The sequence below is a fragment of the Streptococcus pseudopneumoniae genome (genome assembly GCF_001070815.1).
In the GTDB taxonomy this organism is placed as follows: domain Bacteria; phylum Bacillota; class Bacilli; order Lactobacillales; family Streptococcaceae; genus Streptococcus; species Streptococcus pseudopneumoniae_P.
This window is the reverse complement of sequence record NZ_JVLX01000072.1, coordinates 1-25,513: the sequence shown is the minus strand read 5'-3', so window position 1 is coordinate 25,513 and position 25,513 is coordinate 1. Positions and strand designations below refer to the sequence as shown.

Below are 25,513 nucleotides of genomic sequence, written 5' to 3'. Positions count from 1 at the left end.
ACCCGTGTTACCGCCGTGAAAAGGCGGTGTCTTAACCCCTTGACCAACGGACCTTCTATCTGTAGCAGATATAACCATTATATCAATTTCTTACTAATTGTCAATCACTTTTGAGATTTTTTCTCTAAAATATCTTTTAATTTTCTAATTTTTAACCTTGAAATAGGACAGCGATGATCTTCATAGAAAACAATTTCTAAGTTTTTTCGATCAATTTCTCTGATGTTACCTATATTTACCAAAAATGACTTATGAGGAGAATAAAATCGCTGAGTATGTTTGTCCTTTTCCTGAATATCTGTCATTGTTCCATAGAACTCTTTTGCAAAATTCTTACCAATAATGCGCAATTTATGAGAGACACCTGTTGTTTCAATATACAAAATATCATGGTAAGGAATTTTTAAATCATTTCCCTTGTAATTGTAGTCGAAATAATCTACAACATCTTCATTTTCAAGTAACATACTCTTCGTGTAGAAGATATTTTGTTCAATTCTCTTCTTAAACATCTCATCATTGATATCCTTATCAACAAAATCTAGGGCTGATACCTGGTATTTATAGGTTAGAGTCGCAAACTCTGATCGACTGGTGATAAAGACGATAATAGCGTAAGGATTGTAATGACGAATGAGCTGAGCAACCTCAAATCCTTTTTTCTCAATTCCATGAATATCGATATCTAGGAAATAAAGCTGATTTACTTCATCATTTTCAATGTATTCTTCAAATTCACGGACTTTTCCTGTTGTCTTGTATGATATTGGAATATTCGATTCTTTCGAAATTTCATTCAATATTCTCTCTAGTCTCACTTGATGTTCAATAACATCCTCTAAAATTAAAACTTTCATTCAAATTCCCTCTTAAATCTAATAATTTGTCTAAATGTACTGCCTTCCATCTCTGTTTCTAAAATAATGTTATTGTACTTATCTAGTAGTTCTTTCACATTATTTAATCCTACCCCGCGATTTCTTCCCTTAGTGGAGAATCCTAAAGCAAATAGATCTCCTGAAGGAGTCATCGTCATTTTACATGAATTCTGAATCACAATAACTGTTTCAATCTCCATCTTAATAACTGCTACTTCCATCTGTTTTTTATAACTATCAGCCGATCCTTCGACAGCATTGTTCAATAAAACGCTCATGATACGAACCAAATCCAATAGTTCAATTGGGAGCTTGGTAATCGTATCTTTTACTTCCAGTGTAAACTCTACACCATTATTTCGAGCATAGACAATGGACTGAGCAACCAAACTTCGTAAAGCTGAATCTTCTATGTTGTTCAAATCAAAGTAAGTATACTTATCTGAACGCAGTTTATGATTTGCTTTGACCAAAACTTCATTGTAAATTCTGTCAATTTCCTGTAAATCACCACTGTCAATTGCCATCTGCATGCTGACAAGCATCCCAGCATAGTCATGTCTAAAACCACGGATTTCATTATACAGTCCGACAATTTCATCTGTATAATTCTGTAAATGTTTCTGTTCAAATTTTTTCTGCTTCAAAGCAATCTCTTTCTCCATTTGATCTTTATGAGAATTCATTGCAAAGAAGGTCAAAAGGAGAGAGATAAAAACAATAGATGACAAAATACTTCCAAAACTATTCAAATGTTTAACCGTACTTACCATATCTGAAACGAAAGATGCAGTATGGAGCAGTAGTAAAGCAAAAAATACTTTTTTCAAGAAGGGATAAAGGTAGTCCTTATCAAAATAGTTTAGTTCTAAGTGGAAATAATGAATGATTTTTAAGATAACAACATAAGTCAACACTGTTACAACGAAAAAGAATGGGGCATGATATTGTGAAACAAAATTGTCTCCTGTTATAGAGGAAAAAGTTACGGACAGAAAGTTATGAGTGCTCTCATATAAAAGAGATAGTAGTAAACTTAGGAATAGTCCTCTATCCCTCTCATACTGTTTAATCCATCGAAAATAGGAATATAAGCCCAAAGGAAATAAAAATGTTGCAATCCCTAACCCATCTAAATTTAGAAGATATAAGGGAAAATCAAGTGCTATTGCTGTTAGTAATGTATAAGCACCAAAAACGTATAGTTCTCTTCTATTTACTTGACCTTTACAAATTAAATGGTAACTGTAACTAATAATTAAAAAATAAACAATAACTGTCCCAAATTCAAGCAAATTCATTACTCTTTCTCCTTATTTCATTACTGTTTTATTTGGAAAATAAAATCACGGAGTAATCTTGACAGTCTACTTTCCCCACCTTTAATCTCCTGCAAGTCTTTTTCCTTCAAGGCTACAAACTGTTCCAATTTAACTGTGTTTTTCATAATAAAATCTCCTAAAATGTTTTTTCTTGTAAGATAACTTACAAAAACTATTATACAAAATGGAATTTCGTTTTAGATAAAATTCTCTCAACTGTCATTTTTTTCTCCCAAAGTGTACTTTTTTAAGAAAAAAGCCGGGAAAATTCCCAGCTTTGCTACTATATTGATCCCAGCAGGATTCGAACCTGCGACCGTTCGCTTAGAAGGCGAATGCTCTATCCAGCTGAGCTATGAGACCTAACACAATTATTCTACCAAAAATTCAATTAAAAGTCAATTTTCTATTTATGGTAGGGTGATCCCTGCTGAATCGTAAAAGCGCGATAGATTTGTTCAGCAAGGACTAGTCTCATTAACTGATGGGGCAAAGTTAAGCGGCCAAAACTAACAGAGAGATTAGCTCTCTTTTTTACATCCTGTGCTAATCCCAGACTCCCTCCAATAATAAAAGTAAGAGTAGAAAATCCTTTTATAGAAGCTTCTTCTAAATGCTTACTAAATTCTTCTGAGGAGAAAGTTTTCCCTTCTATAGCCAACACAATAACAAAATCACGATCACCAACTTTTGATAAAATTCTCTGACCTTCTATTTCTAAAATCTTTTGATTTTCTGACTCACTGGCCTTATCTGGTGTTTTTTCATCTGCTAGCTCTATCATTTCAAGCTTAGCAAATCGAGAAATTCGTTTTGAATACTCTGTAATACCATCTTTTAAATACTTTTCTTTCAGTTTCCCAACTGTTACAACTTTAATTTTCATGACTCTATTCTAACATATTCTCTATTTTTTCACATCTTATTCACAAAACAAAAGGTTAAATTTCACCTAGAAAATCACAGATTTTTAAAAGTTATCCACAAACTGTGAAAAACTTTTGTGTTTAAGTTATAATTAAGCTAGTCAGTTTATACTTTCAGTAATTTCAAATAAATGGAGGCAAATATGAAACATCTAAAAACATTTTACAAAAAAGGGTTTCAATTATTAGTCGTTATCGTCATTAGCTTTTTTAGTGGAGCCTTGGGTAGTTTTTCAATAGCTCAACTAACTCAAAAAAGTAGTGTAAGCAACTCTAACAACAATAGCACCATTACACAGACTGCCTATAAGAACGAAAATTCAACAACACAGGCTGTTAACAAAGTAAAAGATGCTGTTGTTTCTGTTATTACTTATTCAGCAAATAGACAAAATAGCGTATTTGGAAATGATGATACTGACACAGATTCTCAACAAATCTCTAGTGAAGGATCTGGGGTTATTTATAAAAAGAATGATAAAGAAGCTTATATTGTCACCAATAATCACGTTATAAATGGCGCCAGCAAAGTAGATATTCGTTTGTCAGATGGAACTAAAGTACCCGGAGAAATTGTCGGAGCGGACACTTTCTCTGATATTGCTGTCGTCAAAATCTCTTCAGAAAAAGTGACAACAGTAGCTGAGTTTGGTGATTCTAGCAAGTTAACCGTAGGAGAAACTGCTATTGCCATCGGTAGCCCATTAGGTTCTGAATATGCTAATACTGTCACTCAAGGTATCGTATCTAGTCTTAATCGAAATGTATCTTTAAAATCTGAAGATGGACAAGCTATTTCTACAAAAGCTATCCAAACTGATACTGCTATTAACCCAGGTAACTCTGGTGGCCCACTAATCAATATTCAAGGACAGGTTATCGGAATTACCTCAAGTAAAATTGCCACAAATGGAGGCACATCTGTAGAAGGCCTTGGTTTCGCAATCCCTGCAAATGATGCTATCAATATTATTGAACAGTTAGAAAAGAACGGAAAAGTGACTCGTCCAGCTTTGGGAATCCAAATGGTCAATCTCTCAAATATTAATACAAGTGATATTAGAAGACTGAATATTCCAAGCAATGTAACATCTGGTGTAGTTGTTCGTTCTGTACAAAGCAATATGCCTGCAAATGGTCACCTTGAAAAATACGATGTTATTACAAAAGTAGATGACAAAGAGATTGCTTCATCAACAGACTTACAAAGTGCTCTTTACAATCATTCTATCGGAGACACCATTAAGATAACTTACTATCGTAACGGTAAAGAAGAAACTACATCTATTAAACTTGACAAGAGTTCAGGTGATTTAGAATCTTAATTGACATCTATGTAAAGAAACCTTTACATAAGAGAAAAGATGTGTTAGTGTAGAATCATGGAAAAATTTGAAATGATTTCTATCACAGATATACAAAAAAATCCCTATCAACCTCGAAAAGAATTTGATAGAGAAAAACTAGATGAACTAGCTCAATCTATAAAAGAAAATGGAGTCATTCAACCGATTATTGTTCGTCAATCTCCTGTTATTGGTTATGAAATCCTTGCAGGAGAGAGACGCTATCGGGCTTCACTTTTAGCTGGTCTAACGTCTATCCCAGCTGTTGTTAAACAGCTTTCAGATCAAGAGATGATTGTCCAGTCCATCATTGAAAATTTACAGAGAGAAAATTTAAACCCAATAGAAGAAGCACGCGCCTATGAATCTCTCATAGATAAAGGATTCACCCATACTGAAATTGCAGATAAAATGGGCAAGTCTCGTCCTTATATCAGCAACTCTATTCGCTTGCTTTCCTTGCCAGAACAGATCCTCTCAGAAGTAGAAAATGGCAAACTATCACAAGCCCATGCGCGTTCTCTAGTTGGGTTGAACAAGGAACAACAAGACTATTTCTTTCAACGAATCATCGAGGAAGACATTTCTGTAAGGAAGTTAGAAGCTCTTCTGACAGAGAAAAAACAAAAGAAACTTCAAAAAACGAATCATTTCATACAAAATGAAGAAGAACAGTTAAAAAAACTACTCGGATTAGATGTAGAAATCAAAATGTCTAAAAAAGATAGTGGAAAAATCATTATTTCTTTTTCAAATCAAGAAGAATACAATAGAATCATCAACAGCCTGAAATAAGGCTGTTCTTTTATTTTTTTATCTCACAAGGTTATCCACTATTTTTTTCAATAAAAAACTTAATAAATCAATAGTTTCTGATTTTATCCCCAACCTGTGGATAAAACTTAATAACATTGTGGATTATTTTTCACAGCTTGTGGAAAATTCTTGCTATCTATGGTAAAATAAGTTTAGCATTAAACTTTTAAATAGTAAAGGAGGAGAGAGGATTGAAAGAAAAACAATTTTGGAATCGTATATTAGAATTTGCTCAAGAAAGACTGACTCGATCCATGTATGATTTCTATGCTATTCAAGCTGAACTCATCAAGGTAGAGGAAAATGTTGCCACTATATTTTTACCACGATCTGAAATGGAAATGGTTTGGGAAAAACAACTAAAAGATATTATTGTAGTTGCTGGATTTGAAATTTATGATGCTGAGATAACTCCCCACTATATTTTCACCAAACCTCAAGATACGGCTGTCTCACAAGTTGAAGAATCTCCAAATTCAACTCTTTATGACTACAGTCCAAAGTTGGCATCTATTCCTTATTCGGATACTGGATTAAAAGAAAAGTATACCTTTGATAATTTTATTCAAGGAGATGGAAATGTTTGGGCAGTATCAGCCGCTTTGGCTGTCTCTGAAGATTTGGCATTGACCTATAATCCTCTTTTTATCTATGGAGGACCTGGACTTGGGAAGACTCACTTACTCAATGCAATTGGGAATGAGATTTTGAAAAATATTCCTGATGCGCGTGTTAAGTACATTCCTGCTGAAAGCTTTATCAACGACTTTCTTGAACACCTGAGACTTGGTGAAATGGAAAAGTTCAAAAAAACTTACCGTAGCCTTGATCTCTTGTTAATTGATGATATCCAATCGCTGAGTGGAAAAAAAGTTGCAACTCAGGAAGAATTTTTCAATACTTTCAATGTTCTCCATAGCAATCAAAAACAAATTGTTCTGACTAGTGATCGTAGTCCTAAACACCTAGAGGGACTTGAGGAAAGACTTGTCACGCGCTTTAGCTGGGGATTGACGCAAAACATCACACCACCTGACTTTGAGACACGTATTGCCATTTTACAAAGTAAAACAGAGCATTTAGACTACCATTTCCAAAGTGATACCCTAGAATACCTAGCTGGTCAATTTGATTCAAACGTCCGAGAACTTGAAGGAGCAATCAACGACATCACTTTAATTGCCCGAGTGAAGAAGATTAAGGATATCACTATCGATATCGCTGCAGAGGCTATTAGAGCACGTAAACAAGATGTTAACCAAATGCTCGTCATCCCAATTGATAAAATCCAAAATGAAGTTGGTAACTTTTATGGTATCAGTGTCAAAGAAATGAAGGGAAGCAGACGCCTTCAAAATATTGTTTTAGCCCGTCAAGTAGCCATGTATTTATCTAGAGAACTAACAGATAATAGTCTTCCAAAAATTGGGAAGGAATTTGGAGGAAAAGATCATACAACAGTCATTCATGCCCATGCAAAAATTAAATCTTTGATTGATGAAGACGATAATTTACGTTTAGAAATTGAATCAATCAAAAAGAAAATCAAATAACTTGTGGATAACTTTCGCTTTTTTATCTTTTTTATCCACATTTTTTAAACAAGCCAAAAAACTTGATATAACTTACTTTAAGTCTGTTTTCCACAGATTTCACAGACTCTATTATTACTATTATCCTTCTAATACTAAAAATAAATAAAGGAGAATCCATGATTCATTTTTCAATTAATAAAAATTTATTTCTACAAGCCTTAAATACTACTAAGAGAGCTATTAGTTCTAAAAATGCTATTCCTATTTTATCAACTGTCAAAATTGACGTAACCAATGAAGGTGTTACTTTAATTGGTTCAAATGGTCAGATTTCAATTGAAAATTTTATTTCTCAAAAAAATGAAGATGCTGGTTTGTTAATTACTTCTTTAGGTTCGATCCTTCTTGAAGCTTCTTTCTTTATCAATGTTGTATCTAGTCTTCCAGATGTGACTCTTGATTTTAAAGAAATTGAACAAAATCAAATTGTTTTAACAAGTGGTAAATCAGAAATTACCCTAAAAGGAAAAGATAGCGAGCAATATCCACGAATCCAAGAAATTTCAGCTAGTACTCCTTTGGTTCTTGAAACAAAATTACTCAAGAAAATTATCAATGAAACAGCATTTGCTGCAAGTACACAAGAGAGTCGTCCAATTTTAACAGGTGTTCATTTTGTATTGAGTCAACACAAGGAGCTAAAAACAGTTGCGACAGACTCTCATCGTCTAAGCCAGAAAAAATTAACTCTTGAGAAAAATAGTGATGATTTTGATGTCGTAATTCCTAGCCGTTCTTTACGAGAATTTTCAGCGGTATTTACAGATGATATTGAAACTGTAGAGATTTTCTTTGCCAACAATCAAATCCTCTTTAGAAGTGAAAATATTAGCTTCTATACTCGTTTGTTAGAAGGTAACTATCCTGATACAGATCGCTTGATTCCAATAGACTTTAACACAACAATTACTTTTGATGTTGTAAACTTACGTCAGTCAATGGAACGTGCTCGTCTTTTATCAAGTGCGACTCAAAATGGTACTGTGAAACTTGAAATTAAAGGTGGGGTTGTTAGTGCTCATGTTCACTCTCCAGAAGTTGGTAAAGTAAACGAAGAAATCGATACTGATAAGGTGACTGGTGAAGATTTGACTATTAGTTTCAACCCAACTTACTTGATTGATTCTCTTAAGGCTTTAAATAGCGAAAAGGTGACCATTAGTTTTATCTCAGCTGTTCGTCCATTTACTCTTGTGCCAGCAGATACTGATGAGGACTTCATGCAACTTATCACCCCAGTTCGTACAAATTAAGTGAAAGAGGTTGAGCCTAGCTCGCCTCTTTTATGATATAATCGAAAAAGAAAAGGAGAGTAGTATGTATCAAGTTGGAAATTTTGTTGAAATGAAAAAACCACATGCTTGCACAATCAAGTCGACTGGTAAAAAGGCTAATCGTTGGGAAATTACACGTGTAGGGGCAGATATCAAAATTAAATGTAGCAATTGCGACCATGTTGTCATGATGGGACGATATGATTTTGATCGAAAAATGAATAAAATTATTGACTAAGAAGCCTTAGTTAGAGGGTTAGCAAGTTTTCCCTTTTTGTGTTATAATATTAGGGATTGAAATGAAAACGGAGAATGAGAAAATATGGCTTTAACAGCAGGTATCGTTGGTTTGCCAAACGTTGGTAAATCAACACTATTTAATGCAATTACAAAAGCAGGAGCAGAGGCAGCAAATTACCCATTTGCGACGATTGATCCAAACGTTGGAATGGTAGAAGTTCCTGATGAACGCCTCCAAAAATTGACGGAAATGATTACTCCTAAAAAGACAGTTCCAACAACATTTGAATTTACAGATATCGCAGGAATTGTAAAAGGAGCTTCAAAAGGAGAAGGGCTAGGAAATAAATTCTTGGCCAATATCCGGGAAGTAGATGCGATTGTTCACGTAGTTCGTGCTTTTGATGATGAAAATGTCATGCGCGAGCAAGGACGTGAAGATGCCTTTGTGGATCCACTTGCGGATATTGACACCATTAACCTAGAATTGATTCTTGCTGACTTAGAATCAGTCAATAAACGCTATGCGCGTGTAGAAAAGATGGCACGCACTCAAAAAGATAAAGAATCTGTGGAAGAATTCAATGTTCTTCAAAAGATTAAACCAGTCCTTGAAGATGGGAAATCAGCTCGCACCATCGAATTTACAGATGAAGAACAAAAAGTTGTCAAAGGTCTCTTCCTTTTGACGACTAAACCAGTGCTCTATGTTGCCAATGTGGACGAGGATGTGGTTTCAGAACCTGACTCTATCGACTATGTTAAACAAATTCGTGAATTCGCAGCGACAGAAAATGCTGAAGTAGTCATTATTTCTGCGCGTGCTGAGGAAGAAATTTCTGAGTTAGACGATGAAGACAAACAAGAGTTTCTTGAAGCACTTGGATTGGCAGAATCAGGCGTTGACAAGTTGACTCGTGCAGCTTACCACTTGCTTGGACTGGGAACTTACTTCACAGCTGGTGAAAAAGAAGTTCGCGCTTGGACCTTCAAACGTGGTATGAAGGCTCCTCAAGCAGCTGGGATTATCCACTCAGACTTTGAGAAAGGCTTTATTCGTGCAGTAACCATGTCATATGAGGATCTAGTGAAATACGGATCTGAAAAAGCCGTAAAAGAAGCTGGCCGCTTGCGTGAAGAAGGAAAAGAATATATCGTTCAAGATGGCGACATCATGGAATTCCGTTTTAATGTCTAAAAAATTAATGAATAGTGTCAATTAGGTTGGAAAAAAATTCCAACCCTTTTGGCTTTTGAAAGGAAAAATAAATGACCAAATTACTTGTAGGCTTGGGCAATCCAGGGGATAAATATTTTGAAACAAAACACAATGTTGGTTTTATGTTGATTGACCAACTAGCGAAGAAACAAAATGTCACTTTTACACACGATAAGATATTTCAAGCTGATCTAGCATCCTTTTTCCTAAATGGAGAAAAAATTTATCTGGTCAAACCAACGACTTTTATGAATGAAAGTGGAAAAGCAGTTCATGCTTTATTGACTTACTATGGTTTAGATATTGAAGATTTACTCGTCATTTACGACGATCTTGACATGGAAGTTGGAAAGATTCGTTTAAGAGCAAAGGGCTCTGCAGGTGGTCATAATGGTATCAAGTCTATTATTCAACATATAGGTACTCAGGTCTTTAATCGTGTTAAGATTGGAATCGGAAGACCTAAAAATGGTATGTCAGTTGTTCATCATGTTTTGAATAAATTTGACAATGATGATTATATTGGTATTTTACAGTCTATTGACAAAGTTGACGATTCTGTAAATTACTATTTACAAGAGAAAAATTTTGAGAAAACAATGCAGAGGTATAACGGATAAATGGTGACCTTATTAGATTTATTCTCAGAAAATGATCAAATCAAAAAATGGCATCAAAATTTAACAGATAAGAAAAGACAACTAATACTCGGTTTATCAACGTCTACTAAGGCTCTTGCAATTGCAAGTAGTCTAGAAAAAGAAGATAAGATTGTGTTATTGACGTCAACTTATGGAGAAGCAGAAGGGCTTATTAGTGATCTTATTTCTATCTTGGGTGAGGAATTTGTCTATCCATTTTTGGTAGATGACTCCCCTATGGTCGAGTTTTTGATGTCTTCACAAGAAAAAATCATTTCACGGGTTGAAGCCTTACGTTTTTTGACTGATTCATCTAAGAAAGGGATTTTAGTTTGTAATATCGCAGCAAGTCGATTGATTTTACCGTCTCCAAATGTATTCAAAGATAGTATTGTAACAATCTCAGTTGGTGAAGAATATGACCAACATGCGCTTATCCATCAGTTAAAGGAGATAGGATATCGAAAAGTTACACAAGTACAAACTCAAGGAGAATTTAGTCTGCGAGGAGATATTTTAGATATTTTTGAAATATCCCAGTTAGAACCTTATCGAATTGAGTTTTTTGGTGATGAAGTCGATGGTATTAGGTCATTTGAAGTCGAAACACAGTTATCGAAAGAAAATCAGACAGAACTCATTATCTTTCCAGCTAGCGATATGCTTTTGAGAGAAAAGGATTATCAACGAGGACAGTCAGCTTTAGAAAAACAAATTTCGAAGACCTTATCACCTATTTTGAAATCATACCTAGAAGAAATTTTTTCAAGTTTTCACCAAAAACAAATTCATTCTGATTCAAGGAAATTTTTATCTTTGTGTTATGACAAGACATGGACTGTTTTTGACTATATTGAAAAAGATACCCCAATATTCTTTGATGATTATCAAAAATTAATGAATCAGTATGAAGTATTTGAAAGAGAATTAGCGCAATACTTTACAGAAGAATTACAGAACAGTAAAGCATTTTCTGAGATGCAGTATTTTGCAGATACAGAGCAAATCTATAAAAAACAGAGTCCGGTTACCTTTTTCTCTAATCTACAAAAGGGTTTAGGAAATCTCAAGTTTGACCAGATTTATCAATTTAATCAATATCCTATGCAGGAATTTTTCAATCAATTTTCTTTTCTAAAAGAAGAAATTGAGCGATACAAAAAAATGGATTACACTATTATTCTGCAGTCTAGCAATTTAATGGGAAGTAAAACATTGGAGGATGTTTTAGAGGAATACCAGATTAAATTGGATTCCAGATATAAGTCAAGTATTTGTAAAGAATCTGTAAACTTAATCGAGGGAAATCTCAGACATGGTTTTCATTTTGTAGATGAAAAGATTTTATTGATTACTGAACATGAGATTTTTCAAAAGAAATTGAAACGTCGTTTTCGAAGACAACATGTTTCAAACGCAGAGAGATTAAAAGATTACAATGAACTTGAAAAAGGAGATTACGTTGTTCACCATATCCATGGAATTGGTCAATATCTAGGGATTGAAACAATTGAAATCAAAGGGATTCACCGTGATTATGTTAGTGTCCAGTATCAAAATGGGGACCAAATTTCCATCCCGGTAGAGCAGATTCAGTTACTGTCCAAATATGTTTCAAGTGATGGTAAAGCACCAAAACTCAATAAATTAAATGACGGTCATTTCAAAAAGGCCAAGCAAAAAGTTAAGAACCAGGTAGAGGATATAGCTGACGATTTAATCAAACTTTATTCTGAACGCAGCCAGTTGAAGGGTTTTGCTTTCTCAGCTGATGATGAGGATCAACATGCTTTTGATGATGCCTTCCCTTATGTTGAAACGGATGATCAACTTCGTAGTATTGAGGAAATCAAGAGCGATATGCAGGCTTCTCAGCCAATGGATCGACTTTTAGTTGGGGATGTTGGTTTTGGAAAGACTGAAGTTGCTATGCGTGCAGCCTTTAAGGCAGTCAATGATTACAAACAGGTTGTCGTTTTAGTTCCGACGACGGTTTTAGCGCAACAGCACTATACGAATTTTAAGGAACGATTCCAAAATTTTGCAGTTAATATTGATGTGTTGAGTCGCTTTAGAAGTAAAAAAGAGCAGGCAGAGACACTTGAAAAATTGAAAAAGGGTCAAGTAGATATTTTGATTGGAACCCATCGTGTTTTGTCAAAAGATGTTGTGTTTGCTGATTTGGGCTTGATGATTATTGATGAGGAACAGCGATTTGGTGTCAAGCATAAGGAAACATTGAAAGAACTAAAAAAACAAGTGGATGTCCTAACCTTGACAGCAACGCCAATTCCTCGTACCCTCCATATGTCTATGCTGGGAATCAGAGATTTGTCTGTTATAGAAACTCCGCCGACTAATCGCTATCCTGTTCAGACCTATGTTTTGGAAAAGAATGATAGTGTCATTCGTGATGCTGTCTTGCGTGAAATGGAGCGTGGAGGTCAAGTTTACTATCTTTACAACAAAGTTGACACGATTGACCAAAAGGTTTCAGAATTACAGGAGTTAATTCCAGAGGCTTCGATTGGTTATGTTCATGGGCAAATGAGTGAAATTCAGTTAGAAAATACTCTACTGGATTTCATTGAAGGTCAGTATGATATTTTGGTGACAACTACCATTATTGAGACAGGGGTAGACATTCCAAATGCCAATACTTTGTTTATTGAAAATGCAGATCATATGGGCTTGTCAACCTTGTATCAATTAAGAGGAAGAGTCGGTCGTAGTAATCGTATTGCTTATGCCTATCTCATGTATCGTCCAGAAAAATCAATCAGTGAAGTCTCTGAAAAGAGATTAGAAGCGATCAAAGGATTTACAGAATTGGGTTCCGGATTTAAGATTGCAATGCGAGATCTTTCGATTCGTGGAGCAGGAAATCTCTTAGGCAAATCCCAGTCTGGTTTCATTGATTCTGTTGGTTTTGAATTGTATTCTCAATTACTAGAGGAAGCTATTGCTAAACGACATGGTAATGGGAATACAAGAATAAAAGGAAATGCCGAATTGATTTTGCAAATTGATGCCTATCTTCCTGATATTTATATATCTGACCAACGACATAAGATCGAAATTTACAAGAAAATTCGTCAAATTGACAACCGTGTCAATTATGAAGAGTTACAGGAAGAGTTGATGGACCGCTTTGGAGAATACCCAGACGTTGTAGCCTATCTTTTAGAAATTGGTTTAGTCAAGTCATACTTGGACAAGGTCTTTGTTCAACGTGTGGAAAGAAAAGATAATAAGATTACAGTTCAATTTGAAAAAGTCACTCAACGACTGTTTTTAGCTCAAGATTATTTTAAAGCTTTATCTGCAACAAACCTAAAAGCAGCCATAGCTGAGAATAAGGGATTAATGGAAGTTGTATTTGATGTCCGAAACAAGAAGGACTATGAAATTTTAGAAGGTCTGCTCATTTTTGGAGAAAGTTTATTAGAGATAAAAGAGTCAAAAGAAGGCAATTCCCTTTAACATTTTTCTTCTATAAAATGGATAAAAATGGTACAATAATAATTTGAGGTAATAAAAATGAGATTAGACAAATATTTAAAAGTATCAAGAATTATCAAGCGTCGTACAGTCGCAAAAGAAGTAGCAGATAAAGGCAGAATCAAGGTAAATGGAATCTTGGCCAAAAGTTCAACGGACTTGAAAGTTAATGATCAAGTTGAAATTCGCTTTGGGAATAAGTTGCTACTTGTAAAAGTACTGGAGATGAAAGATAGTACAAAAAAAGAAGATGCAGCAGGCATGTATGAAATTATCAGTGAAACACGGGTAGAAGAAAATGTCTAAAAATATCGTACAATTGAATAATTCTTTTATTCAAAATGAACACCAACGTCGTCGTTATCTGATGAAAGAACGACAAAAACGGAATCGTTTCATGGGTTGGGTTCTTATTTTGATGATTTTATTGTTCATTTTACCAACTTATAATCTTGCTCAAAGTTATCACCAATTACTCCAAAGACGTCAACAGTTATCAGACTTACAAACTCAGTATCAAACCTTGAGTGAGGAAAAGGAGAAGGAAACAGCTTTTGCCACAAAGTTGAAAGATGAAGATTACGCTGCTAAATACATGCGTGCAAAATATTATTATTCTAAGAATCGGGAAGCCGTTTATACGATTCCTGACTTGCTTCCAAGGTGATGAAATGGAAAATTTATTAGATGTAATAGAGCAATTTTTGAGTCTATCGGATGAAAAGCTGGAAGAGTTGGCTAAAAAAAATCAATTATTGCGTTTACAAGAAGAAAAGGAAAGGAAGAATGCGTAAATTCTTAATTATTTTGTTGCTACCGAGTTTTTTGACCATCTCAAAAGTCGTTAGCACAGAAAAAGAAGTCGTCTATACTTCGAAAGAAATTTATTACCTTTCACAATCTGACTTTGGTATTTATTTTAGAGAAAAATTAAGTTCTCCTATGGTTTATGGAGAAGTTCCTATCTATGCGAATGAAGATTTAGTAGTGGAATCTGGAAAATTAACTCCAAAAACAAGTTTCCAAATAACCGAGTGGCGCTTAAATAAACAGGGAATTCCAGTATTTAAGTTATCCAACCACCAATTTATAGCTGCGGACAAACGATTTTTATATGATCAGTCAGAGGTAACTCCTACAATCAAAAAAGTATGGTTAGAATCTGATTTTAAACTGTATAATAGCCCTTATGACTTAAAAGAAGTGAAATCATCCTTATCAGCTTATTCGCAAGTATCAATCGACAAGACCATGTTTGTAGAAGGAAGAGAATTTCTACATATTGATCAAGCTGGATGGGTAGATAAGGAATCAACTTCTGAAGAAGATAATCGGATAAGTAAAGTCCAAGAAATGTTATCTGAAAAATATCAGAAGGAATCATTCTCTATTTATGTTAAGCAACTGACTACTGGAAAAGAAGCTGGTATCAATCAAGATGAAAAGATGTATGCAGCTAGTGTTTTAAAACTACCTTATCTTTATTATACGCAAGAAAAAATAAATGAGGGTCTTTATCAGTTAGACACGACTGTAAAATATGTATCTGCAGTCAATGATTTTCTAGGTTCTTATAAACCAGAGGGAAGTGGTAGTCTTCCTAAAAAAGAGGATAATAAAGAATACTCTCTAAAGGATTTAATTACGAAAGTATCAAAAGAATCTGATAATGTAGCTCATAATCTATTGGGATATTACATTTCAAACCAATCTGATGCCACATTCAAATCCAAGATGTCTGCTATTATGGGAGATGATTGGGATTCAAATGAAAAATTGATTTCTTCTAAAATGGCTGGGAAGGTTATGGAAGCCATTTATAATCAAAATGGATTTGTATTGGAATCTTTAACTAAAACAGATTTTGATAATGAGCGAATTGCCAAAGGTGTTTCTGTTAAAGTAGCTCATAAAATTGGAGATGCGGATGAATTTAAGCATGATACAGGTGTTGTTTATGCAGATTCTCCATTTATTCTTTCTATTTTCACAAAGAATTCTGATTATGATACGATTTCTAAGATAGCCAAAGATGTTTATGAGGTTCTAAAATGAGAGAACAAGATTTTTTAAATCATTTTCTTAATAAGGGATATTTCAAAAAACATGCTAAGGTGGTGCTAGCTCTTTCTGGTGGATTAGATTCTATGTTTCTATTTAAGGTATTATCTACGTATCAAAAAGAGTTAGAAATTGAATTGATTCTAGCTCATGTGAATCATAAGCAGCGAGTAGAATCAGATTGGGAAGAAAAGGAATTAAGGAAGTTGGCTGCTGAAGCAGAGCTTCCTATTTATATCAGCAATTTTTCAGGAGAATTTTCGGAAGCGCGTGCTCGAGATTTTCGTTATGAATTTTTTAAAAAAGTCATGAAAAAGACAGGTGCGACAGCCTTAGTCACTGCTCACCATGCTGATGACCAGGTGGAAACGATTTTGATGCGCTTGATTCGAGGCACTCGTTTGCGCTATCTATCAGGAATTAAGGAGAAGCAAGTTGTCGGAGAGATAGAAATCATTCGTCCCTTCTTGCATTTTCAAAAAAAAGACTTTCCACCAATTTTTCACTTTGAAGATATATCAAATCAGGAAAATCATTATTTGCGCAACCGTATTCGAAACTCTTATTTACCAGAATTGGAAAAAGAAAATCCTCGATTTAGGGATGCAATATTGAGAATCGGTAATGAAATTTTAGATTATGACATAGCCATAGCTGAATTATCAAAGAATATTGATGTAGAAAATGTAGAGCAGCTATTGTCTTACTCTGAGTCCACACAAAGAGTTTTACTTCAAACTTATCTGAATCGTTTTACAGATTTGAATCTTACAAAAGCTCAGTTTGATGAAGTTCGACAGATTTTAAAAACTAAAAGCCAGTATCGTCATCCGCTTAAAAATGGTTATGAATTAGTAAAAGAGTATCAACAGTTTCGGATTTGTAAAATCAGTCCTCAGGCTGATGAAAAGGAAGAGGAACTTGTGTTACACTATCAAAATCAGGTTACTTATCAAGGATACACATTTTCCTTCGGACTTCCTTTAGAAGGTGAATCAATTCAACAAATACCTGTTTCACGAGAAACATCAATACTCATTCGTCATCGAAAAACAGGAGATGTTTTGATTCAAAATGGGCATAGAAAAAAACTCAGACGTCTATTGATCGATTTGAAAATCCCTATGGAAAAACGAAAATCTGCTCTGATTATTGAGCAATTTGGTGAAATTGTATCAATTTTGGGAATTGCGACCAGTAATTTGAGTAAAAACACGAAAAATGATATAATGAACACTGTACTTTATATAGAAAAAATAGATAGGTAAAAAAATGTTAGAACACGATATTAAAAAAATCCTCGTTTCACACGATGAAATTACAGAAGCTGCTAAAAAATTAGGTGCTCAATTAACTAAGGACTATGCAGGAAAAAATCCAATCTTAGTTGGAATTTTAAAAGGATCTATTCCTTTTATGGCTGAATTGGTTAAACATATCGACACACATATTGAAATGGACTTCATGATGGTTTCTAGCTACCATGGTGGAACAGCAAGTAGTGGTGTTATCAATATTAAGCAAGATGTGACTCAAGATATCAAAGGAAGACATGTTCTATTTGTAGAGGATATCATTGATACAGGACAAACTTTGAAGAATTTGCGAGATATGTTTATTGAAAGAGAAGCTGCTTCTGTTAACATTGCAACCTTGTTAGATAAACCAGAAGGGCGTGTTGTAGAGATTGAGGCAGACTATACCTGCTTTACTATTCCAAATGAGTTTGTAGTAGGTTATGGCTTAGACTACAAAGAAAATTATCGTAACCTTCCTTATGTTGGAGTATTGAAAGAAGAAGTGTATTCAAATTAGAAAGAACAATTTTTAATGAAAAAACAAAATAATGGTTTAATTAAAAATCCTTTTCTATGGTTATTACTTATTTTTTTCCTAGTTACAGCTTATCAGTATTTTAGTACAGGTAGTGTTGCAGGGAAAAGTGAGCAAATTAATTATACAGAATTGGTAAAAGAAATTACCGATGACAATGTAAAAGAATTGACTTACCAACCAAATGGCAGTGTTATCGAAGTTTCAGGTGTCTATAAAAATCCTAAAACAAGTAAAGAAGAAACAGGAATTCAGTTCTTTTCTCCTTCTGCTACAACAGTAGAGAAATTTTCAAGCATCATTCTTCCTTCAGATACGACAGTATCTGAATTGCAAAAACTTGCTTCTGATCATAAAGCGGAAGTAACTGTTAAGCATGAAAGTTCAAGTGGTATGTGGATTAATATTCTTGTATCCATTGTGCCATTCGGTATTCTTTTCTTCTTCCTATTCTCTATGATGGGAAATATGGGAGGAAATAATAGCCGTAACCCAATGAGTTTTGGACGTAGTAAGGCTAAAGCTGCAAATAAAGAAGATATAAAAGTAAGATTTTCAGATGTTGCTGGAGCTGAAGAAGAAAAACAAGAACTAGTTGAAGTTGTTGAATTCTTAAAAGATCCAAAACGATTTACAAAACTTGGAGCCCGTATTCCAGCAGGTGTCCTTCTAGAGGGACCTCCGGGAACAGGTAAGACTTTGCTTGCTAAAGCAGTTGCCGGAGAAGCAGGTGTTCCATTCTTTAGTATCTCAGGTTCTGATTTTGTAGAAATGTTTGTCGGAGTTGGAGCTAGTCGTGTCCGTTCTCTTTTTGAAGATGCCAAAAAAGCAGCACCAGCTATCATCTTTATCGATGAAATTGATGCTGTTGGACGTCAACGTGGAGTCGGTCTCGGCGGAGGTAATGACGAACGTGAACAAACCTTGAACCAACTCTTGATTGAAATGGATGGTTTTGAGGGAAATGAAGGGATTATTGTCATTGCTGCGACAAACCGTTCAGATGTACTTGACCCAGCCCTTCTGCGTCCAGGACGTTTTGATAGAAAAGTATTGGTTGGTCGTCCTGATGTTAAGGGGCGCGAAGCAATCTTGAAAGTTCATGCTAAGAATAAGCCTTTAGCAGAAGATGTTGATTTGAAATTAGTGGCTCAACAAACTCCAGGTTTTGTTGGTGCTGACTTAGAGAATGTCTTGAATGAAGCAGCTTTAGTTGCTGCTCGTCGCAATAAATCAATCATTGATGCCTCAGATATTGATGAAGCAGAAGATAGAGTTATTGCTGGACCTTCTAAGAAAGATAAGACAGTTTCACAAAAAGAACGTGAATTGGTTGCCTATCATGAGGCAGGACATACCATTGTTGGTCTAGTATTGTCAAATGCCCGTGTTGTTCATAAAGTTACTATCGTACCACGCGGACGTGCAGGCGGATACATGATTGCACTTCCTAAAGAGGATCAAATGCTTCTTTCTAAAGAAGATATGAAAGAGCAATTGGCTGGCTTAATGGGGGGACGTGTAGCTGAAGAAATCATCTTTAATGTCCAAACTACAGGAGCTTCAAACGACTTTGAACAGGCGACACAAATGGCGCGTGCAATGGTTACAGAGTACGGTATGAGTGAAAAACTTGGCCCAGTACAATATGAAGGAAACCATGCTATGTTTGGTGCACAGAGTCCTCAAAAATCAATTTCAGAACAAACAGCTTATGAAATTGACGAAGAGGTTCGTTCGCTATTGAATGAAGCACGAAATAAAGCTGCGGAAATTATTCAGTCAAATCGTGAAACTCACAAGTTGATTGCAGAAGCATTATTGAAATACGAAACATTGGATAGTACACAAATTAAATCTCTTTACGAAACAGGAAAGATGCCTGAAACAGTAGAAGAGGAATCACATGCATTATCTTATGATGAAGTAAAGTCAAAAATGAATGACGAAAAATAACCCTGAGAGAGGCATGTCCTCTCTTTTTTTGCGCAGTTGAGGAGGCGTAGAGAACAGAACGGGAAAATAGGACAAAACTGTTTTTGAATTTGTTAGACTGTATCTAGAAAGGGGAACAATATGCTTAAAAAATTGTATGAAGAAGTCCAGGGAATTGTGTATAAGTGTAGAAATGAGTATTACCTTCATTTATGGGAGTTATCTGATTGGGACCAAGAGGGGATGATTTGCTTGCATGAATTGATTAGTAGAGAAGAAGAACTGATAGAAGATATACCTCGTTTACGTAAATATTTCAAAACAAAATTTCGGAATCGGATTTTAGATTATATCCGAAAGCAAGAAAGTCAAAAACGAAGATATGATAAAGAAGCCTATGAAGAAGTAGGTGAGATTAGTCATCGTATAAGTGAGGGCGGTCTGTGGCTAGATGATTATTATCTCTTTCATGAAACCCTAAGAGGTTATAAAAGTAAACAAAATAAAGAGAAACAAGAAGAGTTAGAACGCGTCTTAAGACATGAACGATTTCGAGGTCGACAAAGAGTATTGAGAGACTTACGTATTGTGTTTAAGGAGTTTGATATCCGTACTCGGTAAGAAGCTATGCAAAAAAAGAAAAAAACATAAAAAGTTTAAAAAAGGTGTTGACAAAGTTTAAAAAGTCGGTATAATAGTAAGAGTTGAAAATAACAACTCAGGTCCGTTGGTCAAGGGGTTAAGACACCGCCTTTTCACGGCGGTAACACGGGTTCGAATCCCGTACGGACTATGGTATGTTGCAGAAGAAATACTGATTGAAAAAAATAAAAAAAAGTTTCAAAAAAGTGTTGACAAGCGAAAGCGACTGTGATATACTAATATAGTTGTCACTTGAGAGAAGCAAGTGACAAAGACCTTTGAAAACTGAACAAGACGAACCAATGTGCAGGGCACTACAACTAAGGTTGTAGTACTGAACAATGAAAAAACAATAAATCTGTCAGTGACAGAAATGAGTGAGAACTCAAACTTTTAATGAGAGTTTGATCCTGGCTCAGGACGAACGCTGGCGGCGTGCCTAATACATGCAAGTAGAACGCTGAAAGAGGAGCTTGCTTCTCTGGATGAGTTGCGAACGGGTGAGTAACGCGTAGGTAACCTGCCTGGTAGCGGGGGATAACTATTGGAAACGATAGCTAATACCGCATAAGAGTAGATGTTGCATGACATTTGCTTAAAAGGTGCAATTGCATCACTACCAGATGGACCTGCGTTGTATTAGCTAGTTGGTGGGGTAACGGCTCACCAAGGCGACGATACATAGCCGACCTGAGAGGGTGATCGGCCACACTGGGACTGAGACACGGCCCAGACTCCTACGGGAGGCAGCAGTAGGGAATCTTCGGCAATGGACGGAAGTCTGACCGAGCAACGCCGCGTGAGTGAAGAAGGTTTTCGGATCGTAAAGCTCTGTTGTAAGAGAAGAACGAGTGTGAGAGTGGAAAGTTCACACTGTGACGGTATCTTACCAGAAAGGGACGGCTAACTACGTGCCAGCAGCCGCGGTAATACGTAGGTCCCGAGCGTTGTCCGGATTTATTGGGCGTAAAGCGAGCGCAGGCGGTTAGATAAGTCTGAAGTTAAAGGCTGTGGCTTAACCATAGTACGCTTTGGAAACTGTTTAACTTGAGTGCAAGAGGGGAGAGTGGAATTCCATGTGTAGCGGTGAAATGCGTAGATATATGGAGGAACACCGGTGGCGAAAGCGGCTCTCTGGCTTGTAACTGACGCTGAGGCTCGAAAGCGTGGGGAGCAAACAGGATTAGATACCCTGGTAGTCCACGCCGTAAACGATGAGTGCTAGGTGTTAGACCCTTTCCGGGGTTTAGTGCCGCAGCTAACGCATTAAGCACTCCGCCTGGGGAGTACGACCGCAAGGTTGAAACTCAAAGGAATTGACGGGGGCCCGCACAAGCGGTGGAGCATGTGGTTTAATTCGAAGCAACGCGAAGAACCTTACCAGGTCTTGACATCCCTCTGACCGCTCTAGAGATAGAGTTTTCCTTCGGGACAGAGGTGACAGGTGGTGCATGGTTGTCGTCAGCTCGTGTCGTGAGATGTTGGGTTAAGTCCCGCAACGAGCGCAACCCCTATTGTTAGTTGCCATCATTCAGTTGGGCACTCTAGCGAGACTGCCGGTAATAAACCGGAGGAAGGTGGGGATGACGTCAAATCATCATGCCCCTTATGACCTGGGCTACACACGTGCTACAATGGCTGGTACAACGAGTCGCAAGCCGGTGACGGCAAGCTAATCTCTTAAAGCCAGTCTCAGTTCGGATTGTAGGCTGCAACTCGCCTACATGAAGTCGGAATCGCTAGTAATCGCGGATCAGCACGCCGCGGTGAATACGTTCCCGGGCCTTGTACACACCGCCCGTCACACCACGAGAGTTTGTAACACCCGAAGTCGGTGAGGTAACCTTTTAGGAGCCAGCCGCCTAAGGTGGGATAGATGATTGGGGTGAAGTCGTAACAAGGTAGCCGTATCGGAAGGTGCGGCTGGATCACCTCCTTTCTAAGGATAAGGAACTGCGCATTGGTCTTGTTTAGTCTTGAGAGGTCTTGTGGGGCCTTAGCTCAGCTGGGAGAGCGCCTGCTTTGCACGCAGGAGGTCAGCGGTTCGATCCCGCTAGGCTCCATTGGTGAGAGATCACCAAGTAATGCACATTGAAAATTGAATATCTATATCAAATAGTAACAAGAAAATAAACCGAAAACGCTGTAGTATTAATAAGAGTTTATGACTGAAAGGTCAGAAAATAAGGTTAAGTTAATAAGGGCGCACGGTGGATGCCTTGGCACTAGGAGCCGAAGAAGGACGTGACAAACGACGATATGCCTTGGGTAGCTGTAAGTAAGCGATGATCCAGGGATTTCCGAATGGGGGAACCCAACAGGTACTACCTGTTACCCGCATCTGTTAAGGATGTGAGGAGGAAGACGCAGTGAACTGAAACATCTAAGTAGCTGCAGGAAGAGAAAGCAAAAGCGATTGCCTTAGTAGCGGCGAGCGAAACGGCAGAAGGGCAAACCGAAGAGTTTACTCTTCGGGGTTGTAGGACTGCAATGTGGACTCAAAGATTATAGAAGAATGATTTGGGAAGATCAGCCAAAGAGAGTAATAGCCTCGTATTTAAAATAGTCTTTGTACCTAGCAGTATCCTGAGTACGGCGGGACACGTGAAATCCCGTCGGAATCTGGGAGGACCATCTCCCAACCCTAAATACTCCCTAGTGACCGATAGTGAACCAGTACCGTGAGGGAAAGGTGAAAAGCACCCCGGGAGGGGAGTGAAATAGAACCTGAAACCGTGTGCCTACAACAAGTTCGAGCCCGTTAATGGGTGAGAGCGTGCCTTTTGTAGAATGAACCGGCGAGTTACGTTATGATGCGAGGTTAAGTTGAAGAGACGGAGCCGTAGGGAAACCGAGTCTGAATAGGGCGGATTAGTATCATGACGTAGACCCGAAACCATGTGACCTACCCATGAGCAGGTTGAAGGTGCGGTAAGACGCACTGGAGGACCGAACCAGGGCACGTTGAAAAGTGCTTGGATGACTTGTGGGTAGCGGAGAAATTCCAAACGAACTTGGAGATAGCTGGTTCTCTCCGAAATAGCTTTAGGGCTAGCGTCGACATTAGAGATTCTTGGAGGTAGAGCACTGTTTGGGTGAGGGGTCCATCCCGGATTACCAATCTCAGATAAACTCCGAATGCCAATGAATTATGGTCGGCAGTCAGACTGCGAGTGCTAAGATCCGTAGTCGAAAGGGAAACAGCCCAGACCACCAGCTAAGGTCCCAAAATAATTGTTAAGTGGAAAAGGATGTGGGGTTGCACAGACAACTAGGATGTTAGCTTAGAAGCAGCTATTCATTCAAAGAGTGCGTAATAGCTCACTAGTCGAGTGACCCTGCGCCGAAAATGTACCGGGGCTAAAACAATTTACCGAAGCTGTGGATACCTTTATAGGTATGGTAGGAGAGCGTTCTATGTGTGAAGAAGGTGTACCGTGAGGAGCGCTGGAACGCATAGAAGTGAGAATGCCGGTATGAGTAGCGAAAGACAGGTGAGAATCCTGTCCACCGTAAGACTAAGGTTTCCAGGGGAAGGCTCGTCCGCCCTGGGTTAGTCGGGACCTAAGGAGAGACCGAAAGGTGTATCCGATGGACAACAGGTTGATATTCCTGTACTAGAGTATGTAGTGATGGAGGGACGCAGTAGGCTAACTAAAGCAGACGATTGGAAGTGTCTGTCTAAGCAGTGAGGTGTGAATTGAGTCAAATGCTTAGTTCTATAACATTGAGCTGTGATGGGGAGCGAAGTTTAGTAGCGAAGTTAGTGACGTCACACTGCCAAGAAAAGCTTCTAGCGTTAAACATACTCTACCCGTACCGCAAACCGACACAGGTAGTCGAGGCGAGTAGCCTCAGGTGAGCGAGAGAACTCTCGTTAAGGAACTCGGCAAAATGACCCCGTAACTTCGGGAGAAGGGGTGCTGACTTTACGTCAGCCGCAGTGAATAGGCCCAAGCAACTGTTTATCAAAAACACAGCTCTCTGCTAAATCGTAAGATGATGTATAGGGGGTGACGCCTGCCCGGTGCTGGAAGGTTAAGAGGAGTGCTTAGCGTAAGCGAAGGTATGAATTGAAGCCCCAGTAAACGGCGGCCGTAACTATAACGGTCCTAAGGTAGCGAAATTCCTTGTCGGGTAAGTTCCGACCCGCACGAAAGGCGTAATGATTTGGGCACTGTCTCAACGAGAGACTCGGTGAAATTTTAGTACCTGTGAAGATGCAGGTTACCCGCGACAGGACGGAAAGACCCCATGGAGCTTTACTGCAGTTTGATATTGAGTGTCTGTACCACATGTACAGGATAGGTAGGAGTCTATGAGATCGGGACGCCAGTTTCGAAGGAGACGTTGTTGGGATACTACCCTTGTGTTATGGCCACTCTAACCCGGATAGGTGATCCCTATCGGAGACAGTGTCTGACGGGCAGTTTGACTGGGGCGGTCGCCTCCTAAAAGGTAACGGAGGCGCCCAAAGGTTCCCTCAGAATGGTTGGAAATCATTCGCAGAGTGTAAAGGTATAAGGGAGCTTGACTGCGAGAGCTACAACTCGAGCAGGGACGAAAGTCGGGCTTAGTGATCCGGTGGTTCCGTATGGAAGGGCCATCGCTCAACGGATAAAAGCTACCCTGGGGATAACAGGCTTATCTCCCCCAAGAGTTCACATCGACGGGGAGGTTTGGCACCTCGATGTCGGCTCGTCGCATCCTGGGGCTGTAGTCGGTCCCAAGGGTTGGGCTGTTCGCCCATTAAAGCGGCACGCGAGCTGGGTTCAGAACGTCGTGAGACAGTTCGGTCCCTATCCGTCGCGGGCGTAGGAAATTTGAGAGGATCTGCTCCTAGTACGAGAGGACCAGAGTGGACTTACCGCTGGTGTACCAGTTGTCTTGCCAAAGGCATCGCTGGGTAGCTATGTAGGGAAGGGATAAACGCTGAAAGCATCTAAGTGTGAAACCCACCTCAAGATGAGATTTCCCATGATTTTATATCAGTAAGAGCCCTGAGAGATGATCAGGTAGATAGGTTAGAAGTGGAAGTGTGGCGACACATGTAGCGGACTAATACTAATAGCTCGAGGACTTATCCAAAGTAACTGAGAATACGAAAGCGAACGGTTTTCTTGGTTTGAATAGATATTCAATTTTGAGTAGGTATTACTCAGAGTTAAGTGACGATAGCCTAGGAGATACACCTGTACCCATGCCGAACACAGAAGTTAAGCCCTAGAACGCCGGAAGTAGTTGGGGGTTGCCCCCTGTGAGATATGGAAGTCGCTTAGCTCTA

20 protein-coding genes, 3 tRNA genes and 3 rRNA genes are annotated in these 25,513 nt (G+C 37.8%); 21 read left to right on the top strand and 5 right to left on the bottom strand.

Features of this window, described 5'->3' with window-relative positions:
* Window positions 1–104 precede the first annotated feature (104 nt).
* The 5 genes from comE to rlmH all read right to left on the bottom strand — a co-directional run bounded on the left by comE (window position 105) and on the right by rlmH (window position 3,086).
* The gene (gene comE, locus ADG81_RS09100) at window positions 105–857 is read right to left on the bottom strand and encodes a competence system response regulator transcription factor ComE (protein WP_000866084.1); all 753 of its coding nucleotides are present in this window, start codon (window positions 855–857) and stop codon (window positions 105–107) included.
* Window positions 854–2,179, bottom strand: a complete 1,326-nt coding sequence (gene comD / locus ADG81_RS09095; RefSeq protein WP_001050352.1) for a competence system sensor histidine kinase ComD — start codon at window positions 2,177–2,179, stop codon at window positions 854–856. The genes comE and comD overlap by 4 nt, the downstream gene beginning before the upstream one ends.
* Before the next feature lie 20 nt (window positions 2,180–2,199).
* A complete protein-coding gene (comC, locus tag ADG81_RS09090) occupies window positions 2,200–2,325 on the bottom strand; it encodes a competence-stimulating peptide ComC (RefSeq protein WP_000799684.1) in 126 nt (41 codons plus the stop codon).
* A gap of 164 nt (window positions 2,326–2,489) precedes the next feature.
* A tRNA-Arg gene (locus ADG81_RS09085) sits at window positions 2,490–2,563 on the bottom strand.
* 43 nt (window positions 2,564–2,606) lie between these two features.
* Window positions 2,607–3,086, bottom strand: coding sequence for a 23S rRNA (pseudouridine(1915)-N(3))-methyltransferase RlmH (gene rlmH / locus ADG81_RS09080; RefSeq protein WP_000695947.1), 480 nt, complete (start codon window positions 3,084–3,086; stop codon window positions 2,607–2,609).
* A 183-nt stretch (window positions 3,087–3,269) separates the two neighbouring features.
* Between rlmH and ADG81_RS09075 the strand changes: the two genes are divergently transcribed.
* From ADG81_RS09075 to rrf, 21 genes are all read left to right on the top strand, one after another.
* Entirely contained in the window at window positions 3,270–4,451 is a 1,182-nt protein-coding gene (locus ADG81_RS09075) for a S1C family serine protease (protein ID WP_000681582.1), read from the top strand.
* A gap of 57 nt (window positions 4,452–4,508) precedes the next feature.
* A complete protein-coding gene (locus ADG81_RS09070) occupies window positions 4,509–5,267 on the top strand; it encodes a ParB/RepB/Spo0J family partition protein (RefSeq protein WP_000410386.1) in 759 nt (252 codons plus the stop codon).
* A gap of 212 nt (window positions 5,268–5,479) precedes the next feature.
* The gene (gene dnaA, locus ADG81_RS09065) at window positions 5,480–6,841 is read left to right on the top strand and encodes a chromosomal replication initiator protein DnaA (RefSeq protein ID WP_000660608.1); all 1,362 of its coding nucleotides are present in this window, start codon (window positions 5,480–5,482) and stop codon (window positions 6,839–6,841) included.
* A gap of 158 nt (window positions 6,842–6,999) precedes the next feature.
* The gene (dnaN, locus tag ADG81_RS09060) at window positions 7,000–8,136 is read left to right on the top strand and encodes a DNA polymerase III subunit beta (RefSeq protein ID WP_000581170.1); all 1,137 of its coding nucleotides are present in this window, start codon (window positions 7,000–7,002) and stop codon (window positions 8,134–8,136) included.
* 64 nt (window positions 8,137–8,200) lie between these two features.
* Entirely contained in the window at window positions 8,201–8,395 is a 195-nt protein-coding gene (locus tag ADG81_RS09055; protein WP_000285186.1) for a DUF951 domain-containing protein, read from the top strand.
* An 84-nt stretch (window positions 8,396–8,479) separates the two neighbouring features.
* On the top strand, window positions 8,480–9,595 hold the full coding sequence (gene ychF, locus ADG81_RS09050; RefSeq protein WP_001218719.1) for a redox-regulated ATPase YchF: 1,116 nt from the start codon (window positions 8,480–8,482) through the stop codon (window positions 9,593–9,595).
* Window positions 9,596–9,666: 71 nt separating this feature from the next.
* Complete coding sequence (gene pth / locus ADG81_RS09045) at window positions 9,667–10,236, top strand: aminoacyl-tRNA hydrolase (protein ID WP_000163941.1); 570 nt, start codon at window positions 9,667–9,669, stop codon at window positions 10,234–10,236.
* Window positions 10,237–13,740, top strand: a complete 3,504-nt coding sequence (gene mfd, locus ADG81_RS09040; protein WP_000258075.1) for a transcription-repair coupling factor — start codon at window positions 10,237–10,239, stop codon at window positions 13,738–13,740.
* A 57-nt stretch (window positions 13,741–13,797) separates the two neighbouring features.
* Window positions 13,798–14,064, top strand: coding sequence for an RNA-binding S4 domain-containing protein (locus tag ADG81_RS09035; RefSeq protein WP_001234978.1), 267 nt, complete (start codon window positions 13,798–13,800; stop codon window positions 14,062–14,064).
* Entirely contained in the window at window positions 14,057–14,425 is a 369-nt protein-coding gene (locus ADG81_RS09030) for a septum formation initiator family protein (protein ID WP_000041905.1), read from the top strand. Before ADG81_RS09035 ends, ADG81_RS09030 begins: the two co-directional genes overlap by 8 nt.
* Before the next feature lie 4 nt (window positions 14,426–14,429).
* Window positions 14,430–14,552, top strand: coding sequence for an SP_0009 family protein (locus tag ADG81_RS10130; RefSeq protein ID WP_049551505.1), 123 nt, complete (start codon window positions 14,430–14,432; stop codon window positions 14,550–14,552).
* Entirely contained in the window at window positions 14,545–15,813 is a 1,269-nt protein-coding gene (locus ADG81_RS09020; protein WP_001224748.1) for a serine hydrolase, read from the top strand. The genes ADG81_RS10130 and ADG81_RS09020 overlap by 8 nt, the downstream gene beginning before the upstream one ends.
* On the top strand, window positions 15,810–17,087 hold the full coding sequence (gene tilS, locus ADG81_RS09015) for a tRNA lysidine(34) synthetase TilS (protein WP_049551504.1): 1,278 nt from the start codon (window positions 15,810–15,812) through the stop codon (window positions 17,085–17,087). The genes ADG81_RS09020 and tilS overlap by 4 nt, the downstream gene beginning before the upstream one ends.
* Before the next feature lie 4 nt (window positions 17,088–17,091).
* Window positions 17,092–17,634 (top strand): hypoxanthine phosphoribosyltransferase, encoded by a 543-nt coding sequence (hpt, locus tag ADG81_RS09010; protein WP_000889398.1) that lies wholly within the window; start codon window positions 17,092–17,094, stop codon window positions 17,632–17,634.
* Window positions 17,635–17,649: 15 nt separating this feature from the next.
* Complete coding sequence (gene ftsH, locus ADG81_RS09005) at window positions 17,650–19,608, top strand: ATP-dependent zinc metalloprotease FtsH (protein WP_000744566.1); 1,959 nt, start codon at window positions 17,650–17,652, stop codon at window positions 19,606–19,608.
* Window positions 19,609–19,728: 120 nt separating this feature from the next.
* Window positions 19,729–20,208: a sigma-70 family RNA polymerase sigma factor gene (locus ADG81_RS09000; protein WP_000914507.1), complete on the top strand. Its 480-nt coding sequence runs from the start codon at window positions 19,729–19,731 to the stop codon at window positions 20,206–20,208.
* 100 nt (window positions 20,209–20,308) lie between these two features.
* Window positions 20,309–20,380: transfer RNA gene (locus ADG81_RS08995), tRNA-Glu, on the top strand.
* A gap of 241 nt (window positions 20,381–20,621) precedes the next feature.
* A 16S ribosomal RNA gene (locus tag ADG81_RS08990) occupies window positions 20,622–22,168 on the top strand.
* A 51-nt stretch (window positions 22,169–22,219) separates the two neighbouring features.
* Window positions 22,220–22,292 (top strand) — tRNA-Ala (locus ADG81_RS08985).
* A gap of 124 nt (window positions 22,293–22,416) precedes the next feature.
* Window positions 22,417–25,317, top strand: a 23S ribosomal RNA gene (locus tag ADG81_RS08980).
* Window positions 25,318–25,393: 76 nt separating this feature from the next.
* Window positions 25,394–25,509: ribosomal RNA gene (rrf, locus tag ADG81_RS08975) — 5S ribosomal RNA — on the top strand.
* Together the 16S, 23S and 5S rRNA genes with 2 tRNA genes alongside form the textbook arrangement of a ribosomal RNA operon.
* The last annotated feature ends 4 nt before the right edge of the window (window positions 25,510–25,513 follow it).